The following is a 21,498-nucleotide window of genomic DNA, read 5'->3' as shown; positions in this document are numbered from 1 at the left end:
ACGTGACCCGGCCGCGTGTTTCCAGCAGCACCGCGGGTCGCCACGAACGGTCCGGGGGTGCCGAGGGACGGGCCGTGGTGGCCGGACGTCGGCGGCCCCGGCGCCGGCGCACTGACCGAGGGGTCCCGACATGGAGAAGCGTCATCTCGGCCGGACCGGTCTGCGGGTCTCCCGGCTCGGCCTCGGCACCATGACCTGGGGCCGGGACACCGACGAGCAGGAGGCCGCCGAACAGCTCAAGGAGTTCGCGGAGGCCGGCGGGACCCTGGTGGACACCGCCGACGTCTACGGCGACGGCGGCGCCGAGTACCTGATCTCGCGCCTGACGGAGAGCCTGATCCCGCGCTCGGAGCTGGTGATCGCCACCAAGGCCGGCAGCGTGCCCGACTCCGACCGCCGCTTCGACGCCTCGCGCGGCCACCTGCTGAGCGCCCTGGACGCCTCGCTGCGCCGGCTCGGGACGGACTACGTGGACCTCTGGCAGGTGCACGCCTTCGACCCGGCCACCCCGACCGAGGAGACCCTCGCCGCGCTGGACCAGGCGGTGGGTTCGGGCCGGGCCCGGTACGTCGGCGTGGTCGACTTCAGCGGCTGGCAGCTCGCCAAGGCCGCCACCTGGCAGCACTGCGCGCCCGGCCGGGTGCCGCTGGCCGGCGCGCAGTTGGAGTACTCACTGCTGCAGCGCGGCGTCGAGCGGGAGGTGCTGCCGGCCGCGCTGGACGCCGGGGTCGGCCTGCTCGCCTCCTCGCCGCTCGGCCGCGGGGTGCTGACCGGCAAGTACCGGCACGGCATCCCGCAGGACTCCCGGGGTGCCTCGCCGTACCTCGCGCCCTACGTGCAGCCGTACCTGACGGAGCGCTCGCGGCGGATCGTGGACGCCGTCGCCACCGCGGCGGACGGGCTGGCCAGCAGCACGCTGGCGGTGGCGCTGTCCTGGGTCCGGGACCGGCCCGGGGTGGCCAGCGCGATCGTCGGGGCGCGGACGGCGGCGCAGCTGCAGGCGGCGCTGTCGGTGGAGGCGCTTACGCTTCCGGATGAGATCCGCGGCGCGCTCGACGACATCTCGGCGCCGGTCCGCCGCTACCCCGATCAGGACTGGAACGAACTGTGAGCCAGACGCAGCACCCCACCCCCGACGACGCGGTCTCCGCGACCTCCGTGGCGGACGACGCGGAGGTACCGGCCGCGTCCGGCGCGGGCGACCGGAGTGCCGAGGTGGCCGCGTTGGCGGAGGCGATCCGCAACGTCGGGCGTGGCGCCGAGGCCGCTGGGGCCGCTGGGGCCGCTCCGGAGCAGCCGAGTGCCGCTCCGGAGGCCGACCGGGCCGAGGCGGTCCGGGCCACCGGCGAGGTCTTGGCGGCCGGCGGCGCGCCCGCGGCGGCCGTGCCGGGCCTGGCGGCGGCGGCCGTGACGGCCTTCGGTGAGCGGGCGGCGGAGGCCCTGCGCGCCGACCCGTGGGCGCTGCTGGCGCTGCCCGGCGTGCGCCCCGAGCAGGCCGACGGCTTCGCGCGCGGGCTGCTCGGCCCCGCCGCCGGCCCCGACGACCCGCGACGCGGCCAGGCCCTGGCCGGCTGGCTGCTGGAGCAGGCGGCGCAGCGCGGCCACTCCGCGCTGGAGGCGGCCGAGCTGCGGGCCGAGCTGGAGAAGCTCGGCCTGCCGGACCCGGCTCAGGCTCTGCAGGAGGCCGTGCTGGACGGCCGGGTGATGCCGTTCCAGGAGGAGCTCACCGGTGCCGAGGCCCCGGCCGGGGGCGAGGACGCCGAACCGCCGGTGCGGATGCTGCTCGCGCTGGAACGCTTGGCGCTGGCCGAGGACAGCGCGGCGGACGGGCTGGTCCGGATCATGTCCACCCTCGAGCCGGCCGAGGAAGAAGCCTGGGAGGTCGCGGCGGAGGCCGCGACCTCCCCCTCGGCCGCCGCGCTGATCCGGTCGGTGGCCGCGCACCCGCTGGTCCTGCACACCGGCGACGCGGCCTCCCGCAGCGAGCTCGCCGCGCTGCTCGGCGCCGCCGACGGGCTCGGCCTGCGGGCCTGGGCCACCGCCTGGACGGAGTACGGCCGGGACGCCCTCAGTGCCCTGCCGCCCACCCCGACCGGCCGCTCGACCACCCTCGCCGAGCTGCTGGCCGGCCTGGACGGTGGCCCTGGGCGCGCCGAGGACGGCACACTCGCCGTCGACCTGCTGATCGTCCAGGACGCCCCGCTGCTGGACCTGGAGCTGGCCGCCACCCTGGTCGAGTCGCTGGCCGACGGCACCCGGCTGGTGCTGAGCGGCGATCCGGGCCAGCTCTGGTCGGCCGGTCCGGGCCGGCTCTTCGCCGACCTGCTGGCCGCCAAGCCGTGCCCGGTGGTCGCCTCCCGCACCCCCGACCTCGGCCCGATCGGCGAGCTGGTCTCCGGCATCGGCATCGGCGAGCTCTCCACCGTCGAGGCGCCGGAGAAAGAGGTGGTCATCCTCACCGCGCGGGACGCCGGGGAGGCGGTCCACCGGGCCGTCCAGCTGCTCACCGACTCCATCCCCCGCGCGCTGGGCATCCCCGCCGAGGACGTGGTGCTGCTGACCCCCGGGCACGGCGGCGGCGCGGGCACCCGGGCGCTCAACGCCGCGGCGAAGGCCCGGCTGAACCCCGGGCCGGGCCGGTTCGGCGGATTCGACCCGGGCGACCGGGTGGTGTACTCGCCGGTGCCCGGGGTGAGCCGGCCGGGCACGGTGCTCAGCGGTGACGCGGCCGGGCTGCGGCTGGCGCTCGCCGGCGGTGCCGAGCTGACCGTGACGCCGGCGCAGGCTGCCCAGCTGCGACACGGCTGGGCGCTCACCGTGCACCAGGCGGTCGGCCGGCGCTGGCCGGGCGCCGTGGTGGTGCTGCCGGAGGACGCCGCGGCCGGGCTGACCCGGCAGTGGGTCTACACCGCGTTCGGGCGCGCCGAGCGTCACCTGTCCGTGGTGCACGCGGCCGGGCCCGCGCTGGCGCAGGCGGTCGCCGAGCGGCCGGCCCGGCCGCGCACCACCCGGCTGCGGGCGATCCTGGCCGAGCACGCCGAGCAGGCCTACTGAGCGGCAGGCGTACCGGGCCACCCGGGCGGGGTGCGGCGAGGCCCGAGGGTCGCACGTGATTTAGACGTGTGCGCCCCTCGGGCCCCGATCCGCGGGAGCGGCAGGTCACCCGTCGGCGGGTTCGCCCGGCTCGTCGTCCTCCTCCGGCTCCTCGTCGTCGTAGACCTCGCTGACGTCGAAGCGGCAGAGCAGCAGCTGCGGGTCCGGGCTGTCGAAGGGCTCGGCCAGCCACTCCCCCGGCTCGGTCGGCTCGGCCGCCGTGACCCAGAGCGTCCCGTCGCCCTCCTCCAGCCCGAACTCCTCGGCGCGGGCGGCGATCTCGTCCGGCTCGTACTCGCCGAACAGGACGCCCACCGCGGCGTTCACCGCCCCGGCGCCACCGGCGCCGGGGGTGAGCGAGCTGTCCAGGTGCTCGGCCTGGGCGCGCAGCCGGCGCGGATCGGCGATCCGGTAGTCGCGGCGGATCAGGACGCTGATCGCCTCCGGCTGCTCCGGCCCCCGGTAGCTGCCCGGGCCGCCGTCGCCGGGGACCTCGAACGGGGTGACCTCGTCGTAGACCTCGTAGAGCAACTGGTCGTAGGCGATGGCCGCCGCAGCCAACTCCTCGTAGGCGGCGAAGACAGCGGGGTCGTCCGCTGTGGTGGTGCTGGACACCGCTTCCAGATGGCGGTCGATGGCGGCCTTGACCGCCTCGGCGGCATCGCGTACCTCGGTGCTGGTGAGCTGCGCGGCATCAGACATGGGTCAGACGCTATCCGCACCAGGGCCCGGGCTGCACCGGGGTTCCGCTCTGAGCACCCGAATTCCCGGCAACTTGACCCGCGATGTCCGAAGCGTACGCTTCTGTGCCCGCCCGAATACTCACTCCTTCGGCCCACGGCGGCCCGCATTCCGGCGCCGGGCGCCGGGTAGAACGCCTCCGAGCGCGGCCGGGCCGGGGAGTTGACCGGGCATCAGAGGACTTCTCCCGGAGGACGGCGGCGGACCATCGGGCCGGGTGGTCCGAACCGGCGCCGCCGTCGAGGCCAGGGTCGTAGGCTTACCCGCTAGACGTCGCTGAGGAGGCGCATCTTGACCCCACCGAAGCTGGTCCGGCAGCCCGAGTACGAGTACCGGTCGCTGCGGATGCCGCGCGGGACGACGCGCAACGCGGCACGGCAGCTGCTCACCGAGCACGCCGAGTACGGGCACTGGGAGCTGGACAGGCTGCGGCTCTTTCCGGACGGCAGCCGAACCGTCCTGCTGCGCCGCCGGATCATCCGGCAGGTGCGCAGCTGGTGAACGGACCGCGACGGCCGGTGACGGCTCGCTGAGCCGGCCACCGGTCGTCGCGGTCCGCGGATCTCCGCGGTCGGGCCGGGCCGGTCAGGCCGCGGTCCGCGAGCGGCGGTACAGCACGCCGCCGGCGACCAGCAGGGCCAGACCGGCCGGCGCGATGACGCCGAGCCCGTCAGCGCCGGTGAAGGCCAGCCGGTTGGGGCCGGCCGCCTGCGCCACCGCGACCGGCTGCGCGACGGGCGCGGCGCCCGCCATCGGGGCGATCGGGGTGCTGACCGGCTGGACCGCGGTGGGCGGGGCCACCACCGGCGGCGCGACCGGCGGCTGCTGCGGCGGCGTGACCGGCACGGGCGGAGTGACCTGCGTCTCGTGGTTGGCGCAGCCGTTGCCCATCGCCGGGTTGCCGACGCCGACCACGTTGGCCGTGTTGCCGCAGACGTTGACCGGGGTGTCGACCGGGGTCTGCACGGTGTTGCCGGAGAGCAGACCCGGCGAACCCTGGCTGACACCGGTCGCGGTGCTGCCCGTGCTGCTGGGCAGGTGGCTCACCGGCGTGCCGGACGAACCGGTACCCCCCGGAGCGTTGCTCCCGGTGGTACCGGGGACGCCGGGCACGCCACCGCCGACGCTCGGGAGGTGGCCGGTCGGCGCCTGGCCCGTGGGCGCACCGGAGCCGCCCGGGACCCCTGGGCCGGTCGGGGCGCCGGGCACTCCGGGGGTGAGCTGGCCGCCCTGCGTGACGTGGGCGGTGCTCGCGTTGCCGCAGTGGTTGCCGTAGGCGGGGTTGAGCACCCCGACCACATCGACCGTGTTGCCGCAGAGGTTGATCGGAGCATTGACCGGCACCTGCACGGTGTTGCCCGAAGCGACCCCCGGTGAACCGGCCGCCACGCCGTCCGCATCAGCGCTCGCGTACGCATAACCAGCGGTGGAGGCCAGCACGCTCCCGGTGGCTACCGCCGTGAGGATCCCTTTTCTGGCAACCTGTCGCATAGGTACCCCTGACATGTGATGGTCGGAATTTCCGACGAGAGATATTCCCGCCCCATGGAGAACGAGCTACCACGCCAAAAGTTGGCCCGCCCCGCGGCATCTCACCCGATCGAGTAGGTTTGCGGAATAACTTGACGTTCGATTCCGCATTTCACGCTCCGCGCGGCCACCGCGGTTGCTACGCCGGTCCGCCGGGACCGTGCCGAAGGGGGCGCCCCGACCGGGACACCCCCTCCGTGCACCACCCATCCCGTCGGGTCAGCCGGGCCCGACGGGCTCAACTCCCGGAGACCGCCGTCAGAGAGCCCCCGTCGGCCGTCAGTTGTTGTAGCAGTGGTTGCCGAAGGCCGGGTTCAGCAGGCCGATCACGCTGATGGTGTTGCCGCAGACGTTCACCGGGACGTGGACCGGAACCTGGATCTGGTTGCCGGACGCCACGCCGGGCGAGTTCAGCGCGGCACCTTCGGCACCTGCGTCGGCCGAGGCCACACCGGCGCCCGCGAGCATCAGGCCACCGGCGACTGCGGCAACCGCGGCGATCTTCTTGACCTTCATGATTTCCTCCTGATCGTCTGCCTGCTCATCTGCGCGGCCCGTTGTCGCGGGCCGCCATCAGAGTGAACGAGGCTCTGCCGAATGGGGTACGGAACCCTTGCACCGTTCACCCGCAACGGTGATCCATCGATCAGCTGATCGAGATGAAATCTCCAGAAACAACGTTTCCGCGGTCGCCTACCGCCAGGTCCTAAATCATTCCCTCGGACAATCTCCGCCGCCCGGGCTCCCCTTCCTGGGAACGCCGAACGGCCCGCCCCGGCAACCTCCCGGAGCGGGCCGCCACCCGGCTCTCGTCTACCTTCCGCCCCGTCTCAGCAGGCGTCGATGAACCGGTCGAGCACCCGGACCCCGAACTTCAACCCCTCGACCGGCACCCGCTCGTCCACCCCGTGGAACATGCCGGCGAAGTCCAGGTCCGGCGGCAGCTGCAGCGGCGCGAACCCGAAGCAGCGGATGCCGAGGTCGTGGAAGGACTTCGCGTCCGTCCCACCGGAGAGGCAGTACGGCACGGCCCGGGCGATCGGGTCCTCGGCCCGCAGCGCGCTCTGCATCGCCTCGACCAGCGCGCCGTCAAAGCTGGTCTCCAGCGCCCGGTCGGAGTGCAGGCTCTCCCGCTTCACCCGCGGACCCAGCACCCGGTCCAGCTCGGCGAGGAACTCGTCCTCGTAGCCCGGCAGGAAGCGCCCGTCCACGTGGGCCGTGGCCTGCCCCGGGATGACGTTCACCTTGTAGCCGGCACCGAGCATGGTCGGCTGGGCGGTGTTGCGCAGCGTGGTGCCGATCATCTTGGCGATGCCGCCGAGCACCCGCAGCGTCTCGTCCATGTCCTCCGGGTCGAGCCGCACCCCCAGCGCGTCCGACAGCTCGTCCAGGAAGGCCCGGACGGTCTTGGTGATCCGCAGCGGGAAGGTGTGCCGACCGAGCCGGGCGACCGCCTCGCAGAGCTCGGTGATGGCGTTGTCGTCGTTCTCCATCGACCCGTGCCCGGCCCGGCCCTCGACCGTCAGCCGCATCCAGTGCATGCCCTTCTCGGCCGTCTCGACCAGGTAGAGCCGCACGTCGTCGTTGACCGTGAACGAGAAACCACCGACCTCGCCGATCGCCTCGGTCACGCCCTCGAACAGATCCGGGTGCTTGTCCACCAGGAACCGCGCGCCGTACGTGCCGCCCGCCTCCTCGTCCGCGAGGAACGCCAGCACCAGGTCGCGCGGAGGCCTGCGCCCGGTGCGCAGCCGGTCGCGCACCACCGCGAGGGTCATCGCGTCCATGTCCTTCATGTCCACGGCGCCGCGACCCCAGACGCAGCCGTCCGCGATCTCCCCGGAGAACGGGTGGTGCGTCCAGTCGTCCGCGTTGGCCGGCACCACGTCGGTGTGGCCGTGGATCAGCAGCCCGGGCCGCGACCGGTCCTCGCCCTCGATCCGCACCACCGTCGAGGCCCGCCCCCTGGCGGACTCGATGATCTTCGGCTCCAGCCCGAACTCCGCCAGCTGCTCGGCCACGTACTCCGCCGCCGCCCGCTCGCCGGGGCCCGAGTTGTCGCCGTAGTTGCTGGTGTCGATCCGGATCAGGTCCCGGCAGATCTCGGCGACCTCCGACTCACCGGTCACCCGCTCCGCCTTGGACACGCTCGACTCGCTCACGGTCACTCCTCGTCGTCTGACCCGCTCCGGCCACTCGGTCCGGACCGCCCCCCGACTCCCCAGGGCGCTGCGGGCACGGTCCAGCCATCCTCCCCCAGCCACCGCCCCACCCCAAGGGCAAAACCCCCCGCAACCCGCCCGTCCCCCGCCCCAGCACCCCCCGCCCCCTCGCTTTTGGGCCCCACACCCGATCTTTGCTACAGTTATCCATGTCAACGCGGCGGTAACGCAACGAAGACGACAACACCTTGTCCGGGTGGCGGAATGGCAGACGCGCTAGCTTGAGGTGCTAGTGCCCTTTATCGGGCGTGGGGGTTCAAGTCCCCCCTCGGACACATATCATCGGATGACCTGATCAGCATGCTGGTCGGGTCATCTTGCTTTTCGCGTGAGTGTCGACTCACAGCTGTGCCTGCACGATCTCTGATCGGCCTGTACTGGGCCTCGTGCGGACGACCCTCGACCCGCACCACCCGCCGCGCCGGCTCGGCCGGTCAAGCTCGACATCCTGCTGATGCCGACGCGGGCCAGAGGCACAGGATCAGCAGGATGGGGTCGCCCCGTCTTGTCGCGCCGGCGCTGCACTGCTTCGGCTGCCTGCTCCAGCGGCAGGACTCCGGAGATGGAGCGGGAGAAGTCCAGCCGGCCTGCCTGCGTGAGCCGGGGGCAGCTGCGGGACGGCGTTCTCGCCGGAACCGTAGTGACCCAGGCCCTGCCATCCACACCCGGCTACGGTGGATTCTGCCGGCGCGAATCCGATCCGGGAGCGCTGATCGGTGCGGCGGCCCTCAGCTCACCTGTGCTGCCTGCCGGCACGGTGCTCGCTCATGGGGCCGCGCCGGCCGTTGGGTCGGCCGGCGCGGCGATGTGGTGGCGATGCTGGTGTGTGCTGGGTGTGGTGTGGTCAGCGGCTGGTGCCGCCGATCCCCCAGGGGCCTTGCCAGGCGCCGTTGGTCACCCAGTCGTTCACCACGTTGCCGTTGGCGTCGATAAAGGCCACGAGGGAGCCCACGGAGTCGGTCGCGATGGCCGAGCCGACGCGGGCCTGGCCACCAATCCCCGCCGGGCCCTGCCAGCTGCCGTTGCTGCTCCAGTCGTTGGCCATGTTGCCGTTGGCGTCGATGAAGAAGAGGCGGTCACCGTTGGCATCGAAAGCGAGCGGCGAGTCGGCGCGGGCCTGGCCACCGATCCCCCAGGGACCGTTCCAGCTGCCGTTGGTCACCCAGTCGTTCACCACGTTGCCGTTGGCGTCGGCGAAGGCCACGAGGGAGCCTGCGGCATTGGTGGTGAGCGCCGAGCCCGCACGCGCCTGACCACCAATCCCCCACGGACCCTGCCAGGTCCCGTTGCTGGTCCAGTCGTTGGCGACGTTGCCGTTGGTGTCGATGAAGAAGAGGCGGTCACCGTTGCTGTCGAAGGCGAGCGGCGAGTCACTGCGAGCCTGACCACCCACTGCGGCCGGCCCGTGCCAGCTGCCACTGGCGTACCAGTCGTCGACGACGTTGCCGCTGGTGTCCACGAAGGCGACCAGGGTGCCGGCGGCATTGGTGGCGACCGGCGAACCGGGACGCGCCTGCCCACCAATCCCCCACGGGCCCTGCCAGGCACCGTTGGTCACCCAGTCGTTCACCACATTGCCGTTGGTGTCGATGAAGAACGCACGATCGGCGTTCGCATCCAGCACCACCGACGAGTCGGAACGCGCCTGACCACCGATCCCCGCCGGACCCTGCCAGCTGCCACCGACAGACCAGTCATTGGCCACGTTGCCGTTGGTGTCCACGAACGCCACGTGATCACCAACAGCATCCATCGACAGCGTGCTGAGAGTTGATCCGCCGATCGATATGCCGGGGTAGTAGGTGTTCAGGATCGACTGCCAGGATTCACCCGCGACAGCGCAATTCTGTGAGCCCCACTGGCTGAGCGTGTTCGGGTAGTTGGACAGACCGGAGCCGCAGGCCTCGGACGAGCTTCCGGTGAGCGTCGCCTGGAACGAGGCCTCGAAGATCGAGCCGCCCTTCGTCATCACCGAGTTCCAGGTCGCAGCCACAGCGGCGTCGGTGGCGGAGTTGTCCTGTCCGGGGATGTAGCGCTGGTAGCTGGTCGAGTCGTCGACGTTGTAACAGGTGCCGTTGTAGGACCCGTTGCCCCAGTTGTCGACCCAGTACCAGGCGTAGGTCTTCGCCGCCATCGCGCCCGCGTCCAGCGCGGCGGGCTGCCAGGAGGGGACCCACTCGTTGGGCAGCACGTCGTCGACGTAGGTCTGGAACGGGACGGTGAACACGCCCGTCTGGGTGCCTGCCACCGGCGCCCCGGTGCTGGTGTGCTGCGAGTACTCCAGGACCTGGATGCTCGAGGGCGGGGTCGAGTTGGACGAGTAGCCGCCGCAGCCGCTGCCGGTCGCCGCCGGGGCGGCCGCCATGGCCCGGTTGCGCGGGGTCTGCACAGGTTCGGCCTGGTCACCGACCGATTGCGCTTTGCCCGTCAGCTGCACGGTCAGCGAGTCACCGGTGTGCGCCGGGGTCACTCCGGTCAGCTGGTAGGTGCCGAAGCCCGGAGCCGTCATCGTGATCGTCACGGCCTTTCCGGTCGGATCCGGATAGTCGAACGCGAATCCGCCCGCCCGGTCGGTCCAGCCTACGAGGGTGCCGTCGACCTCGATGCGCGCTCCCGGCACGGCCGGTGCCGAGGCGGGAGCGCTGATCACCCCGCCGGACACTCGCTCCGCGCGGGCGTCCGTCGCCTTCCCCGACAGGGCGATCGACGTTGCCGGCTGGTCCTGCGGCACCGGCACCGCTGCGGCCGGAGCCACCGCCGCTCCGCAGATGGTCGCCATCGCCGAGACTCCGACGGCCATCAGGCGCAAACCACGCATGACTGACAATTCCAACTCCTGACTCATGGGGCCGCGCCGGCCGTTGGGTCGGCCGGCGCGGCGATGTGCTGGCGATGCTGGTGTGTGCTGGGTGTGGTGTGGTCAGCGGCTGGTGCCGCCGATGCCCCAGGGGCCGTTCCAGCTGCCGTTGGTCACCCAGTCGTTCACCACGTTGCCGTTGGCGTCGGCGAAGGCCACGAGGTTCCCGGCGGAGTCGGTGGCGAGCGCCGAGCCCGCACGCGCCTGACCACCGATTCCGGCCGGCCCGCTCCAGGTCCCGTTGCTGCTCCAGTCGTTGGCGACGTTGCCGTTGGTGTCGATGAAGAAGAGGCGGTCACCGTTGCTGTCGAAGGCGAGCGGCGAGTCAGCGCGGGCCTGGCCACCGATCCCCCAGGGACCGTTCCAGCTGCCGTTGGTCACCCAGTCGTTCACCACGTTGCCGTTGGCGTCGGCGAAGGCCACGAGGTTCCCGGCGGAGTCGGTGGCGAGCGCCGAGCCCGCACGCGCCTGACCACCGATTCCGGCCGGGCCGCTCCAGGTCCCGTTGCTGGTCCAGTCGTTGGCGACGTTGCCGTTGGTGTCGATGAAGAAGAGGCGGTCACCGTTGCTGTCGAAGGCGAGCGGCGAGTCACTGCGAGCCTGACCACCCACTGCGGCCGGCCCGTGCCAGCTGCCACTGGCGTACCAGTCGTCGACGACGTTGCCGCTGGTGTCCACGAAGGCGACCAGGGTGCCGGCGGCATTGGTGGCGACCGGCGAACCGGGACGCGCCTGCCCACCAATCCCCCACGGGCCCTGCCAGCTGCCGTTGGTCACCCAGTCGTTCACCACATTGCCGTTGGCGTCGATGAAGAACGCACGATCGGCGTTCGCATCCAGCACCACCGACGAGTCGGAACGCGCCTGACCACCGATCCCCGCCGGACCCTGCCAGCTGCCACCGGCAGACCAGTCATTGGCCACGTTGCCGTTGGTATCCACGAACGCCACGTGATCACCAACAGCATCGATCGACAGCGTCGAGGTCCGGGACGGGGCGATGTTGTTGTAGCGCAGGGCCTCGAAGTCCGAGATCGAGTAACCCTCCAGCGTGCTCGAGTAGATGTTGCCCTGGGTCTCGTTGGCGACCTGGCCGTAGTCGTGCTCGGCGTCGTAGTTGAAGGTCCCCGCCGACTGGTTGACCCACGAGTCGAACAGCACGACGTGGTCGGCCGTGTAGTCCAGCGCGTCACCCGGCTGCAGGTTCGTGTCACCGCTGATGTTCCCGGTCGTGACGGTCGAGACGTTCGGCAGGGTCTGGGTGACCAGGCTGTCCTGCAGGCCCCAGGCCATGGAGACGAAGCCGGAGCAGTCCGCGCGGTAGGGGCCGCCGACGGCGCTGTCCTGCCAGGCGACGCTCTGGCTGTACGGGACGTTGTTGGTGATCCAGTCGTGCGCCCTGGCGATCATCTGCTGCTGGGTGATCGCGGCGCCCGGCGCGGCCGGACCGAGGCTTCCGGTCGAGCTGGGGGTGCCGAGCGGCACGGTCGCGGCGAGGGCGGCGTCGGCCGGTGCCAGCGCGGCCATCGTGGCGAGAAGCGTTGCGGCTGCGAGCGTGGCGGCGCCACGCTTCTGCGTGCGTATGGATGACATGGTTCTCTTCCGGTGGTTGGTGTTCTCGACGGGTCAGCGCGGGCCGGCCTGGCTGGCCAGCAGGTTCGTGAGCAGCGACAGCACGTTCGGGTCCTGGTGCACGTCGTACGGGGCGGCCGAGGATCCGCTGGCCAGTTCGTCGAAGTGCAGGACCAGCACGCACGTGCCGTGCGCGGCGAGGTAGAGGTGGTTGGTCTGCTTGCCGGCGGCCGAGATGCCCTCGGCCCCGGTCCAGGTGCGTTCGAACGCCACCGCGTCCGGGGCGGCCACGGTCTGCTGTGACACGGCGTCAGCGGTGAGGTGCTTCGAGCTCTGCAAAGCCCTGGAAGTGGCCTCGCACGAGCTCATGCCGGAGTCGATCTGCTGGTACGCGGCGTCGGCCGCGGCCGACGTGGCGAAGGTGTAGATCTCCAGCAGAGCGGGGTTGCCGCCACTGCTCAGATACGGCTGCTGCTGCCAGGTCGCGGCACCGTGCACGCTCGCGCACTCGTCGAGGGCGATGTCGTGCCCGGTGACCTCGCGCACCGGCCCTGCGGTCTGCGCGGTCCACGACTCGGCGGTGTCCGCGGCGAGGCCGGAACGAACCGTCACCGCGGTCGTCGTGTTGAGGACTGGCGCCGCAGCGGCGTTGCTCGATGCAGCGCCAGAACTTCCCGCAGTCGGTTCCGCCGGTGCCTCGGCAGCGTTCCGTGTCGCGGCTGCCGTGGGGGCGGAGGATTGCGCGGGCGCGGATGCCGGGAGTGTGGAGGAAGCTGACATCGCATCTGATGTGGCGGGCGCGGGTACCGGCGACGCGCCTCCGTTCGGCCGTGCCGATACCGCGATCGAGCTCGCGGCGAGCGGAGTCCGTGCCCGAGGCCCGTGGGCCGGCGCAGTCCCGCAACCGGCAAGCCCGAGCGCGGCGCACGCCAGCACGAGAGCGAGCGGGGCCGATCGCTTGCCTGCGCTGCGACCGGTCCGCCTCGAATCAGCCCGCCGCGTGGCTCCGCTGCCACGCCGTCGTGTCGGCATTCGATATTCCATGTCCGTCCAATTCATCGTCAACGACCTGCCCGGCGCGGTGCCGCGGGGCGACCCGGGATGTCCGGTTGCACTACCGCAAGAAGGGGCGAACCTCTGACGCACTCAGACCTGCCTGGACGTACGCATATATGCGCGGTACGGAGAACGTGATTGCAGGCATGGCGATCTGACTCCTGGACAGTGCGGCGGTGGGTCCCCCTGGTCGGAGGCGAGCCGGCGGATGTTCGGCCTTCGGCGTCCGCGACCCGGCCGTCGCCTCGTCAGCGTCGCACTGGGTGCTGTCGGTTACGGATGCTGGTGATCACGTTGACGTTTTGGCCGGTCAGCTGACCACGCCATGGACCGGCCATATATGACGGGCAGCTCAAGACGGTGACCGGGCCCCCAGTACAGTGATCACCGCCGCAAATGGCGGATGCCTGATGGGAGCGAGTACGTCAAAGTGAGCAGCCAGTTCGGTCCCCTGCTTCGTGGGTTGCGACTCGAGGCGGGGCTGACGCAGGAGCAGTTGGCCGACCGGGCCGGGCTGGGGGTGCGGACCGTCCAAAGGCTTGAGACGGGCAAGCCCACTGACGCCCGGATGGGAACGGTGAAGCAGGTCGCCCACGCGCTGGCCGACGCCCTGGGGCGTGAGCGTGACGACGTCTGGCAGGACCTGCTGGCCGCACACCGCGACAAGGACGCCGCCGCTGAAGTCTCCGGCTCCGCCCCCGTCGGAGACGTCTCCGAGGCGCGCGACCCGCTGACCGGGCCGGTCGCCGACCCGGCCAAGCTCGGCGTGCTGCCACCCCGAGGCGTCCTGGCCGAGGTCGCCGAGTCGTTGGCACGCGACGTGCACAGCCGCTGGATACGCGAGGAGGAGCAGCGCCGGATCCACGACCCGTTCCCGCTGCCCGTGCGGTGGCGGTCGGCGCCTGCCGGTCTGTTGGACCACTGGGACAACATCAGCGGTGCTCCTCCGGGCACCAACGTGGGCCCGGTGCCCCTGGACGGCGGCCTGGCCCAGGTCACAGCCGTCTACCGGCGCGTCCGGTCGGGGCGGCTGGTGGTGCTCGGCCGGGCCGGTTCCGGCAAGACCGTCCTGATGCTGCGGTTCGTCCTCGACTACCTGGGCAGCCGCTCCAGCGGCGATCCCGTGCCGGTCGTCTTCAGCATCGGATCGTGGGACCCAACCGGCACCGCGTTGCGCGACTGGCTGATCGAGCGGCTGCTGCGCGACCACCCGAACCTCGCCGCGCACGCTCCCGGTCGCCTGACCCTGGCGGCAGCGTTGGTCGATGCCGGCTGGATCCTGCCGGTGCTCGACGGCTTCGACGAGATCGCCAAGGGGCTGCACAGGCCCGCCCTGCGCGAACTCAATTCGATATCCCTGCCATTGCTGCTGACCAGCCGCACCGAGCAGTTCGCCGACGCCGCCGCGATCGACGTGCTCAGGAAGGCCGCCGGCATCGAACTGGTCGACCTGACCACGGACGACCTGCTCCACTACCTGCCGCGCACCGCGCGCCCGACCGCGCCGGGCGAGCGGACCGGACGAGTCGCGACTGTGTGGGATCCCGTCCTGGACGGGCTGCGCGGCCGACCGGACAGCCCGTCCAGCGCCAACCTCGCCACCGTGCTGAGCACCCCGCTGATGGTCCTGCTCGCCCGGACCGTCTACAGCGACACCCCGGGCCAGGACCCGGCAGACCTGCTGGACACCGCTCGCTTCCCGACCCCGGAAGCCCTCGAGGAGCACTTGCTGGCCGGCTTCGTACCGACCGTCTACCGCCGGCGGCCCCCGACCCCGCCCACCGCCGCCCGCCCGCGCCCACCCCGCGCGTGGGACCCGGAACGCGCCCGGCGCTACCTGGGCTACCTCGCCGGTCACCTCGACCGGCCTGAGCAGCGCGACCGCCAGGACCTGGCGTGGTGGCAGCTGTCCGGCTCGCTGAGCCTGTTCTCGCGCATCCTCGCCGTTGTGCTGGCCTGCTCCCTGGCCGCGGCCGTGTCCGGCGGGCTCGTCACCTCGACGGTGGAACTGATCGTCGGTCACAGCGCGGTGCTCGTGCTGCGTGCCGGTCTGCTGGACGCGGTCCTGTCCGGCCCGATGATCGGCCTCGCCTACGGGCTGATCTACGGGATCATGGTCATGTTCAGCGGCAAGGCGTTCGAGCCGTCCCGTATGCGGCCGCGACTGCCGGGCGGTGGCCGACGGACCGGCGGCGCGTCCCTGCGCAGAGTCCCCACCTCGTTCTCCGCCGGACTCTTGGGCGGCTTCGTGGTAGGGGCCGGCTACGGGCCGGCCCGCCTGGTGAGGCAGGCACTGCTCTACGGGAAGCTGCCCGTCAACGCGGCGGCGATCGACAGGATGCTGGTCGACACGCTCCTGTTCGCGCTCCTCTTCGGGGTAGCGGGAGGGCTGGTGCTCGGGCTGATGGCCGCCCTGGAGACACCCCTCGATCCCGGCTCCGCCCCCACCCCGGCCGACCTGCTGGCCATCAACCGCAGCACCGTGCTGCGCCAGGCCCTGCTCGTCATGCCGCTGCTCACCCTCGCGATCACCTTCGGCGGCCGACTGATCGCGGACGTCTGCCGGGGCTATCTGGGCCCACTCAGCTGGCACCTGCTCCCCGGGCTGGTAATCGGTGCCGGCGGCGGCCTCGCCGGCGCCGTCTGCTACGCCCTCGCGCTGACCGCCTGGGGTCAGTGGGTGCTCTTCACCCGTATCTGGCTGCCCCTGACCGGACGGCTTCCCTGGGCGACGATCGCCTTCCTCGACGACGCCTACCACCGCGGAGTGCTACGCCAGGTCGGAGCCGTCTACCAGTTCCGCCACGCGCGGCTCCAAACTCACCTCAGCCCCACCCCTCACGAACCGGAGCACGATGGAGACACGTATGCGGCGGGGGCGATCACTTGATCCCCAGCCAGCGCGGGGTGATCCGCCTCCCGGCCAGCGCCTTGTCGCCGTAGTCGGCCAAGGCCAAGGACTCTGCGGCTGCCGAATACGTCATCCGACCAGGTCAGACGGCATGCCGGTGCTCGTGGATCACTCCGCTGAGCCGGTCGTGTCGGCGTATGTCCAGGCGGGCGATTCGTCCGGGATCGGTGATCGGCTCGGAAACCGCACGCAGGGGCGCCGCTTGATTCATGGCCTGGTGTGGCCGGTGCGCGTTGTGATGGCGCTCGAACTCGCGCAGCACGTGGCGCAGGTGGCGTTCGTTCCAGATCAGGGTCCGGTCCAGGAGTTCATGGCGGCAGGTCTGCACCCAGCGCTCCATGATGGAGTTCATCCGCGGCATGCGGATGCCGGAGAGAACGACCTGGATGCCGGCGTCACCCAGGATCTGGTCGAAGAGCGTTGGGAACTTCGTGTCCCAGTCTCGGATCAGGTAGTTGACGGTGGCTCCGGTGTCCTCGAGGTCCATGACCAGGTTCCGGGCGACCTGGCCGACCCAGTGGGCGGTGGGATGCGCAGTTGCGCCCAGGACGCGGACGCGGCGGGTGGCGTGCTCGATGACCGCGAGGATGAACTGCCGCTGACCGGTCAAGGTGACCGTCTCGATGAAGTCGCACGCCAGGAGGGCGTCAGCCTGGGAGCGTAGGAAGTCGGCCCAGGTGGTGGCGCTGCGGTTGGGCGTGGGGTCGATCCCTTCGGCTTTGAGGATCTCCCAGATGGTGGAGGCGGCGATCTTGATGCCGAGGGTGGCGAGTTCGCCGTGCACGCGCCTGTAGCCCCACGACGGGTTCTCCCGCACCAGGCGCAGGACCAGTACACGGATCGAGCGGACAGTAGGCGGTCGCCCCGGTCGTTTTGGCCGGCAGGTGCGGGCGTGGCGCTGCTTCATCAGGTCGCGGTGCCAACGCAGCACCGTGTCCGGTTGGACCAACAGTCCCAGGCGGCGCAGGACCTCGCGCGTTAGCGGGGCAAGGAGCGTGGCGAGCAAGGCGCGGTCCTCTGGAGCGAACCTCACCCTGTCCGCACCAAGCTGCCGCTCAAGGACGGTGAGCTGATGGCGCAGGACGAGGATCTCCACATCCTTGTCCCGGTCGCTCATCGACAGCAGCCGCAGGACAGCGAACGCGTTGGTGACAGTCAGGTATGCCAAGCGAAGCAACACAAGTGATCATCCTGCCGCAACCACCAGGCAAGTCCTTGAACTGCATGGATGACGTTCTCGGCAGGCGCAGGGCTGCAGGGCCACCGGGGAAATTTCCCCGGCCGGGTGGCCGGCCTGCCCGAGCGTCGTGGCACGGCTGCCTGAGCGCCGCCCGGCGACTGAGATCACCGACCGAATTCGGTCGGTGATCGGTCACGTCTGGGCAATGCGTCGGCCCCGCGGGCGTGGGGCCGACCTGGAGGGCGACCGGGCGGCGGCCGTCGTGCCGTGCCCCCGGGGGGCACGGGGATTGCTCCCGCCGTTCACCAGCTCAGCGCTGGAATCGCCCGGCCTCGTGGCCTAGAAGGCTCCTGAAGATCTTGTTGGTGGAGGGGTATTTCGCGCGGGAATGCCCCTCCACTGTTATGCGGGAGTGGGAGCGAGGGTCCAGGTGTGGCCGGTGTGGGTGAGGCCGAGGTTGATGAGGCGGCGGAGGTTGAGGGCTGCGGCGCGGTTGTGGAGCCAGGTGTTGTTCTTCAGGATGCCTCGGTAGGGGACTCTGCGGTTGCCTCTGGCGACGAGCCAGGCCATGGCGCGTTCGACGGGTGGGCGCCAACGCCGGTACTCGGCTTGCCAGTTCGGGTCGGTGGCCTGCTGGCGGGCGGCTTTCAATCGGTCGTAGTGGGCGTGGACGTGGAAGGCACGGCCGGTCTTGGAGCGGGTGCACTGCTCGCGCAGGGGGCAGGTGTGGCAGAGCTTCTTGAACTGGGCGGTGCGAGCACCTGTCGGGTCGGGTCGGCCGAGGGCTTTGGTGTGGCCGGCGGGGCAGGTCACCTCGCCTTTGGTGGTGTCGACGTGGAAGTCGTCGGCGGTGAAGCCGCCAGGGACGGCGGGCTTGAGTGGCGCGGGCTTGATCACGAGGGTGTGGCCGTCGGTTTCGAGGGCTTCGCGCAGGTCGCCGGTGCCGTAGGCGGTGTCACCGAGGACGGTCAGGTCCTCGGTCTCGTCGGCGAGGAGAACCTCGGCGACGGCGGCCTCGTGGTTCTCCCGGCCGCTGCCCCGGGTGAGTTCGACCTCGGTGGACAGACTGGTCTCGGGTTCGAAGGCGCCATGGGCGCGGAAGCCGTCCTGGTGGCGGGTTCGGTTTTTGTGGATGTGGCGGGCCTCGGCATCGACGGTGGAGACCACCCGGTCGTGGACGGTGCCGCGGGCGATGCGCCAGCGTCCGTCACGCCCGTCGGAGCCGTCGGCGACCTCGACGTCCTGGCCGGCGACCAGGGCCAGCAGCCCGACCGCGTCGGCGGCCTTCTCGTCCAGCTGTCGTTCGGGCAGGCGACCGAGCAGGTTGAGCGCGTCGGTGACCAGGGCGTCGACCAGGTCGGCGCGGGCCTGCTCGTCACTCCAGGCGATGCGGGGCTTGCCCGGGTCGGTGTAGTCGTGCGCGGTGCACCACTGGGCGGCGGTCTTTTCCCCGCCGGGGACGTCCCGGATCACCCGGCGGATCGCGGCGATGAGCTGGGTGACGGTGTCCTGGGTGGCGACCGCGTCGTCCAGCACGGTGGAGTCCAGGGCTCGGCGCTGCTTGCCCTTGAGGACGCCGGTGGCCGCGACGACCTCCTTGACCTTGGTGAACAGCCGGTTTGGATCTCCGGAGCGTTGCAGGCGTCGGCGGAAGTAGGTCAGCAGCGACGGGTCGAACGCGGTGTCGTTGAGGCCGAGCCCGCAGGCGGCCTTCCACCGCAGATCGCAGCGCAGTTCCTGGACCGTGTCGTAGTCCGACAGCCCGTGCAGGCTCTGCAGCACGATCGTGGCGGCCAGGACCTGCGGCGGCATGCTCGGCCGCCCGTTCGCCGACGGGTACATGTCCGCGAACATCGACCCCGGGAACAGCGTCTCCCGGTGCTCGGCCAGGAACGCAAACACACTCCCCACCGGGATCAGCTCCCGGCAGGTCTCCCACACATCCAGCCCGACCAGTTCCCCATCCCACTTTCCCTGCACACCAGCAGTCTGGCCCCACACCGAGTGACGCACGGCCAGAACCCCTGATTTTCACTGAACTTCTAGCTCGGCAGCTCCCAGACGGTGATGGTGAGTCGCAGCGGGCCGAGGCCAGCCGGGACGGACTTGATCACGAGATAGGCCATCCGGCCCTCGCGGGTCTTGTAGCAGAAGCGGTCCCCGCTGGAGAGCGGGTCGGTGTTGTAGCTGCCGTCCCTGTTGATCAGGTCGGCGCACTGGTCGGGGGTCGGGTCCGGACCGGAGGCGGGGAGCTTTGCTATGGCCAGGCGCGAGTCGGAGACGAACAGGTTGGGTGCTCCCGTGGTGTCCATCACCGTGATGTCGCCCTGCTGTGCGGTGGCGATCGGTGTGCTCGCGTCGAGGTCCATGTAGCCGTTGGCCTCGACGGTGAAGTCGGCGGGGCCGGACCTGATCTTCGCCACCACCGAGGAGGTGGACGGCGAGGGGCCTGCCTGACCGGCGCCTCCGCTGCCGGCCGACGCTGAGCTGCCACTCGCCGGGGTCTGGCCGGTGCTCGGATGCTGGCCGGCGGAGGTGTTCGGGGTCTGGCCGTGGTCGGTCGAGGCGTACACCAGGCCGCAGACCACGGCCAAGGCGACGGCCGCGCCGATGAGCAACGGCAGCCGTCGGCGGTTGGCGGGCTGGACGTTGCCCGGCGGGACCCAGCCACCTGGTGCGGTTAGCGGCATCGGCGCGTAGCCGGGGTGGTTTGCGGTAGCGGTCGGCGCGTGGCTGGGCAATGACGCGTTCACCGTCGGCGTGTAGCCGGGACGCGCCGCGTTCACGGTCGGGGTGTACTCCGGAGTCGGGGTGGGCCCAGTCGCCAGGGCCTGTTGGACGGCGGCCTCGCGTTGGGCGATCTCTGCGGCTAGCGCTGTCGGCAGCCAGTCGTCGAAGTCGCGGAGCGAACGGCCCGCTGCCCCCTCGCACAGCTCAGCCAGCTCGGCGGGGGTGGCCCTGGACGCGGGGTCGGCGGCTAGGCAGCGCTCCAGCACTGGCCGGAGCTCGGCCGGATAGCCGGAGAGGTCCGGCGGCCGCGACTCGGTGTTGGCGATCCGGGTGGCGAGGGTGATCGCGCCGCTGTCGCCGTACGGGTGGCGCCCGGTGGCCGCGACGGCGGTGATCAGGCCGAGCGCGAAGACGTCGGTGGCCGGGGTGAGCGTCTCACCGAGGGCGTGCTCGGGGGACATGTACTGAGGGGTGCCGATCAGCCCGCCGCTCACGGTGAGCTGGGTGGCGTCAGTGGCGCGGGCGATGCCGAAGTCGATCACCCACGGGCCGTCCGTGCCCAGCAGGATATTGCTGGGCTTCAGGTCACGGTGGATCACACCGGCCGCGTGCACGGCGCGCAGTGCCTCGGCGACACATCCGAGCAGTTGCAGCACGGCCGTCGGTGACAGCTGGCCGAACCGGGTGAGTGCCTCGTCCAGTGCGAGGCCGGGCACGTAGCGGCAGGCGAGCCAGGGCATGGTGCCGGTGGTGTCGTGGTCGACCACGGGCACCACGTGGTAGCCCTGCACCAGCCGGGCGGACTGCACCTCCTGCTGGAAGCGGCGCCGGAAATCCTCGTCCTGTGCGAACTCCGCGCGGATCACCTTGAGGGCGACCGGCTGTCCACCGCGGGTGCGGGAGAGGTAGACCGCTCCCATCCCGCCCTCGCCGATCCGGCGCAGCAGCTGGTATCCCGCCACCTCGCGCGGATCGTCGGGCCGCAGCGGCGGTATCCCGGACGTGCTCTGACCGGCAGTCATGAGATCCCCCTGTGCTAATGCTCCGTTTGAAGATCGACTTTCGACGCCGATGCTATCGGCTACGGCGACAGCTCCGGGCGGCAGTGCGATGGGGCGGCGGCGTCCGGCAGCGGATCGGCCGAACCGTAGACGGCCATCAGAGGGCGGTACGTGACGTGACACCTGATATGTCGTCACTGGAACGTGTGGGATCGGGGCATCCCTGCTGCCCGTGAGGCCCGGCAGTCCTGGAGTGTCCCCCGTGAGCGACCGCCAGTCCTACAAGAGCGACTTATCCGACGAGCGCTGGGCCCTGATCAAGCCCTTGATCACCGCCTGCAAGGCCCGGCACTCTTCGGTCAGTGGCCACCAGGGCAACTACGACATACGGGAGATCGTCAACGCCCTGCCCTACCAGTCCCGCACCGGCTGCCAGTGGGACTACCCCCCTCCCCACGACCTGCCGCCCGCCAGCGCGGTGAAGTACTACTTCTACGAGTGGCGCGACGAGAGCAATGCTCAGGACTTGTGGATCGGTTCCGGGAGGAACACGAAGGGCGTACCTTCCCGAATGATCCTGTGATGGTCACCGAGTAGGCCCGCGT

The 21,498-nt window shown here is 71.1% G+C and carries 15 protein-coding genes and 1 tRNA gene; 6 read left to right on the top strand and 10 right to left on the bottom strand.

From position 1 onward, the window contains the following. Nucleotides 1–130: 130 nt before the first annotated feature. Together ACIGXM_RS26200 and ACIGXM_RS26195 are read left to right on the top strand one after the other, a co-directional pair. Nucleotides 131–1,111, top strand: coding sequence for an aldo/keto reductase (locus tag ACIGXM_RS26200; RefSeq protein ID WP_396564909.1), 981 nt, complete (start codon nucleotides 131–133; stop codon nucleotides 1,109–1,111). Further along, on the top strand, nucleotides 1,108–3,054 hold the full coding sequence (locus ACIGXM_RS26195; protein ID WP_396564907.1) for a helix-hairpin-helix domain-containing protein: 1,947 nt from the start codon (nucleotides 1,108–1,110) through the stop codon (nucleotides 3,052–3,054). The genes ACIGXM_RS26200 and ACIGXM_RS26195 overlap by 4 nt, the downstream gene beginning before the upstream one ends. 105 nt (nucleotides 3,055–3,159) lie before the next feature. Here the strand turns inward: ACIGXM_RS26195 and ACIGXM_RS26190 are convergent, their stop codons facing one another. Beyond that, on the bottom strand, nucleotides 3,160–3,795 hold the full coding sequence (locus ACIGXM_RS26190; protein ID WP_396564905.1) for a hypothetical protein: 636 nt from the start codon (nucleotides 3,793–3,795) through the stop codon (nucleotides 3,160–3,162). 345 nt (nucleotides 3,796–4,140) lie between these two features. Here ACIGXM_RS26190 and ACIGXM_RS26185 point away from each other — a divergent pair, with 345 nt between their 5' ends. Further along, a complete protein-coding gene (locus ACIGXM_RS26185) occupies nucleotides 4,141–4,335 on the top strand; it encodes a DUF5703 family protein (RefSeq protein WP_396565136.1) in 195 nt (64 codons plus the stop codon). A gap of 84 nt (nucleotides 4,336–4,419) precedes the next feature. Here the strand turns inward: ACIGXM_RS26185 and ACIGXM_RS26180 are convergent, their stop codons facing one another. From ACIGXM_RS26180 to ACIGXM_RS26170, 3 genes are all read right to left on the bottom strand, one after another. Further along, a complete protein-coding gene (locus ACIGXM_RS26180) occupies nucleotides 4,420–5,274 on the bottom strand; it encodes a chaplin (RefSeq protein WP_396564903.1) in 855 nt (284 codons plus the stop codon). A gap of 369 nt (nucleotides 5,275–5,643) precedes the next feature. After that, nucleotides 5,644–5,880 (bottom strand): chaplin, encoded by a 237-nt coding sequence (locus tag ACIGXM_RS26175; protein WP_396564901.1) that lies wholly within the window; start codon nucleotides 5,878–5,880, stop codon nucleotides 5,644–5,646. A gap of 314 nt (nucleotides 5,881–6,194) precedes the next feature. After that, complete coding sequence (locus tag ACIGXM_RS26170) at nucleotides 6,195–7,526, bottom strand: M20/M25/M40 family metallo-hydrolase (protein WP_396564899.1); 1,332 nt, start codon at nucleotides 7,524–7,526, stop codon at nucleotides 6,195–6,197. A gap of 250 nt (nucleotides 7,527–7,776) precedes the next feature. Here ACIGXM_RS26170 and ACIGXM_RS26165 point away from each other — a divergent pair. Further along, nucleotides 7,777–7,861: transfer RNA gene (locus ACIGXM_RS26165), tRNA-Leu, on the top strand. 569 nt (nucleotides 7,862–8,430) lie between these two features. Here the strand turns inward: ACIGXM_RS26165 and ACIGXM_RS26160 are convergent. From ACIGXM_RS26160 to ACIGXM_RS26150, 3 genes are all read right to left on the bottom strand, one after another. Next, nucleotides 8,431–10,404, bottom strand: coding sequence for a SpoIID/LytB domain-containing protein (locus ACIGXM_RS26160; RefSeq protein WP_396564898.1), 1,974 nt, complete (start codon nucleotides 10,402–10,404; stop codon nucleotides 8,431–8,433). Between the two features lie 102 nt (nucleotides 10,405–10,506). After that, nucleotides 10,507–12,036 (bottom strand): hypothetical protein, encoded by a 1,530-nt coding sequence (locus ACIGXM_RS26155; protein WP_396564896.1) that lies wholly within the window; start codon nucleotides 12,034–12,036, stop codon nucleotides 10,507–10,509. Between the two features lie 33 nt (nucleotides 12,037–12,069). Then, entirely contained in the window at nucleotides 12,070–12,627 is a 558-nt protein-coding gene (locus ACIGXM_RS26150; protein ID WP_396564894.1) for a hypothetical protein, read from the bottom strand. 907 nt (nucleotides 12,628–13,534) lie between these two features. Between ACIGXM_RS26150 and ACIGXM_RS26145 the strand changes: the two genes are divergently transcribed. Next, on the top strand, nucleotides 13,535–15,961 hold the full coding sequence (locus ACIGXM_RS26145) for a helix-turn-helix domain-containing protein (protein ID WP_396564893.1): 2,427 nt from the start codon (nucleotides 13,535–13,537) through the stop codon (nucleotides 15,959–15,961). A gap of 103 nt (nucleotides 15,962–16,064) precedes the next feature. On the opposite strand, the gene ACIGXM_RS26140 is transcribed toward ACIGXM_RS26145, so the two are convergent. The 3 genes from ACIGXM_RS26140 to ACIGXM_RS26130 all read right to left on the bottom strand — a co-directional run bounded on the left by ACIGXM_RS26140 (nucleotide 16,065) and on the right by ACIGXM_RS26130 (nucleotide 20,914). After that, nucleotides 16,065–17,162: an integrase core domain-containing protein gene (locus ACIGXM_RS26140; protein WP_396564891.1), complete on the bottom strand. Its 1,098-nt coding sequence runs from the start codon at nucleotides 17,160–17,162 to the stop codon at nucleotides 16,065–16,067. A gap of 402 nt (nucleotides 17,163–17,564) precedes the next feature. Then, nucleotides 17,565–19,142, bottom strand: coding sequence for an IS1182 family transposase (locus ACIGXM_RS26135; RefSeq protein ID WP_396564889.1), 1,578 nt, complete (start codon nucleotides 19,140–19,142; stop codon nucleotides 17,565–17,567). Between the two features lie 62 nt (nucleotides 19,143–19,204). Next, nucleotides 19,205–20,914: a serine/threonine-protein kinase gene (locus ACIGXM_RS26130; RefSeq protein ID WP_396564887.1), complete on the bottom strand. Its 1,710-nt coding sequence runs from the start codon at nucleotides 20,912–20,914 to the stop codon at nucleotides 19,205–19,207. 232 nt (nucleotides 20,915–21,146) lie between these two features. Between ACIGXM_RS26130 and ACIGXM_RS26125 the strand changes: the two genes are divergently transcribed. Then, nucleotides 21,147–21,476: a transposase gene (locus ACIGXM_RS26125; protein WP_396564885.1), complete on the top strand. Its 330-nt coding sequence runs from the start codon at nucleotides 21,147–21,149 to the stop codon at nucleotides 21,474–21,476. Nucleotides 21,477–21,498 lie beyond the last annotated feature (22 nt).

The organism is Kitasatospora sp. NPDC052896, from assembly GCF_044547075.1.
In the GTDB taxonomy this organism is placed as follows: domain Bacteria; phylum Actinomycetota; class Actinomycetes; order Streptomycetales; family Streptomycetaceae; genus Kitasatospora.
The sequence above is the reverse complement of the archived record's forward strand: the minus strand, read 5'-3'. Positions and strand labels throughout refer to the sequence as shown.

What these genes read in the sequence shown, in the direction of transcription:
- ACIGXM_RS26200 (WP_396564909.1), top strand. Translation starts at nt 131, where the DNA reads ATGGAGAAGCGTCATCTCGGCCGGACCGGTCTGCGGGTCTCCCGGCTC.
- ACIGXM_RS26190 (WP_396564905.1), bottom strand. Translation starts at nt 3,795, where the DNA reads ATGTCTGATGCCGCGCAGCTCACCAGCACCGAGGTACGCGATGCCGCC.
- ACIGXM_RS26175 (WP_396564901.1), bottom strand. Translation starts at nt 5,880, where the DNA reads ATGAAGGTCAAGAAGATCGCCGCGGTTGCCGCAGTCGCCGGTGGCCTG.
- ACIGXM_RS26160 (WP_396564898.1), bottom strand. Translation starts at nt 10,404, where the DNA reads ATGCGTGGTTTGCGCCTGATGGCCGTCGGAGTCTCGGCGATGGCGACC.
- ACIGXM_RS26155 (WP_396564896.1), bottom strand. Translation starts at nt 12,036, where the DNA reads ATGTCATCCATACGCACGCAGAAGCGTGGCGCCGCCACGCTCGCAGCC.
- ACIGXM_RS26130 (WP_396564887.1), bottom strand. Translation starts at nt 20,914, where the DNA reads ATGACTGCCGGTCAGAGCACGTCCGGGATACCGCCGCTGCGGCCCGAC.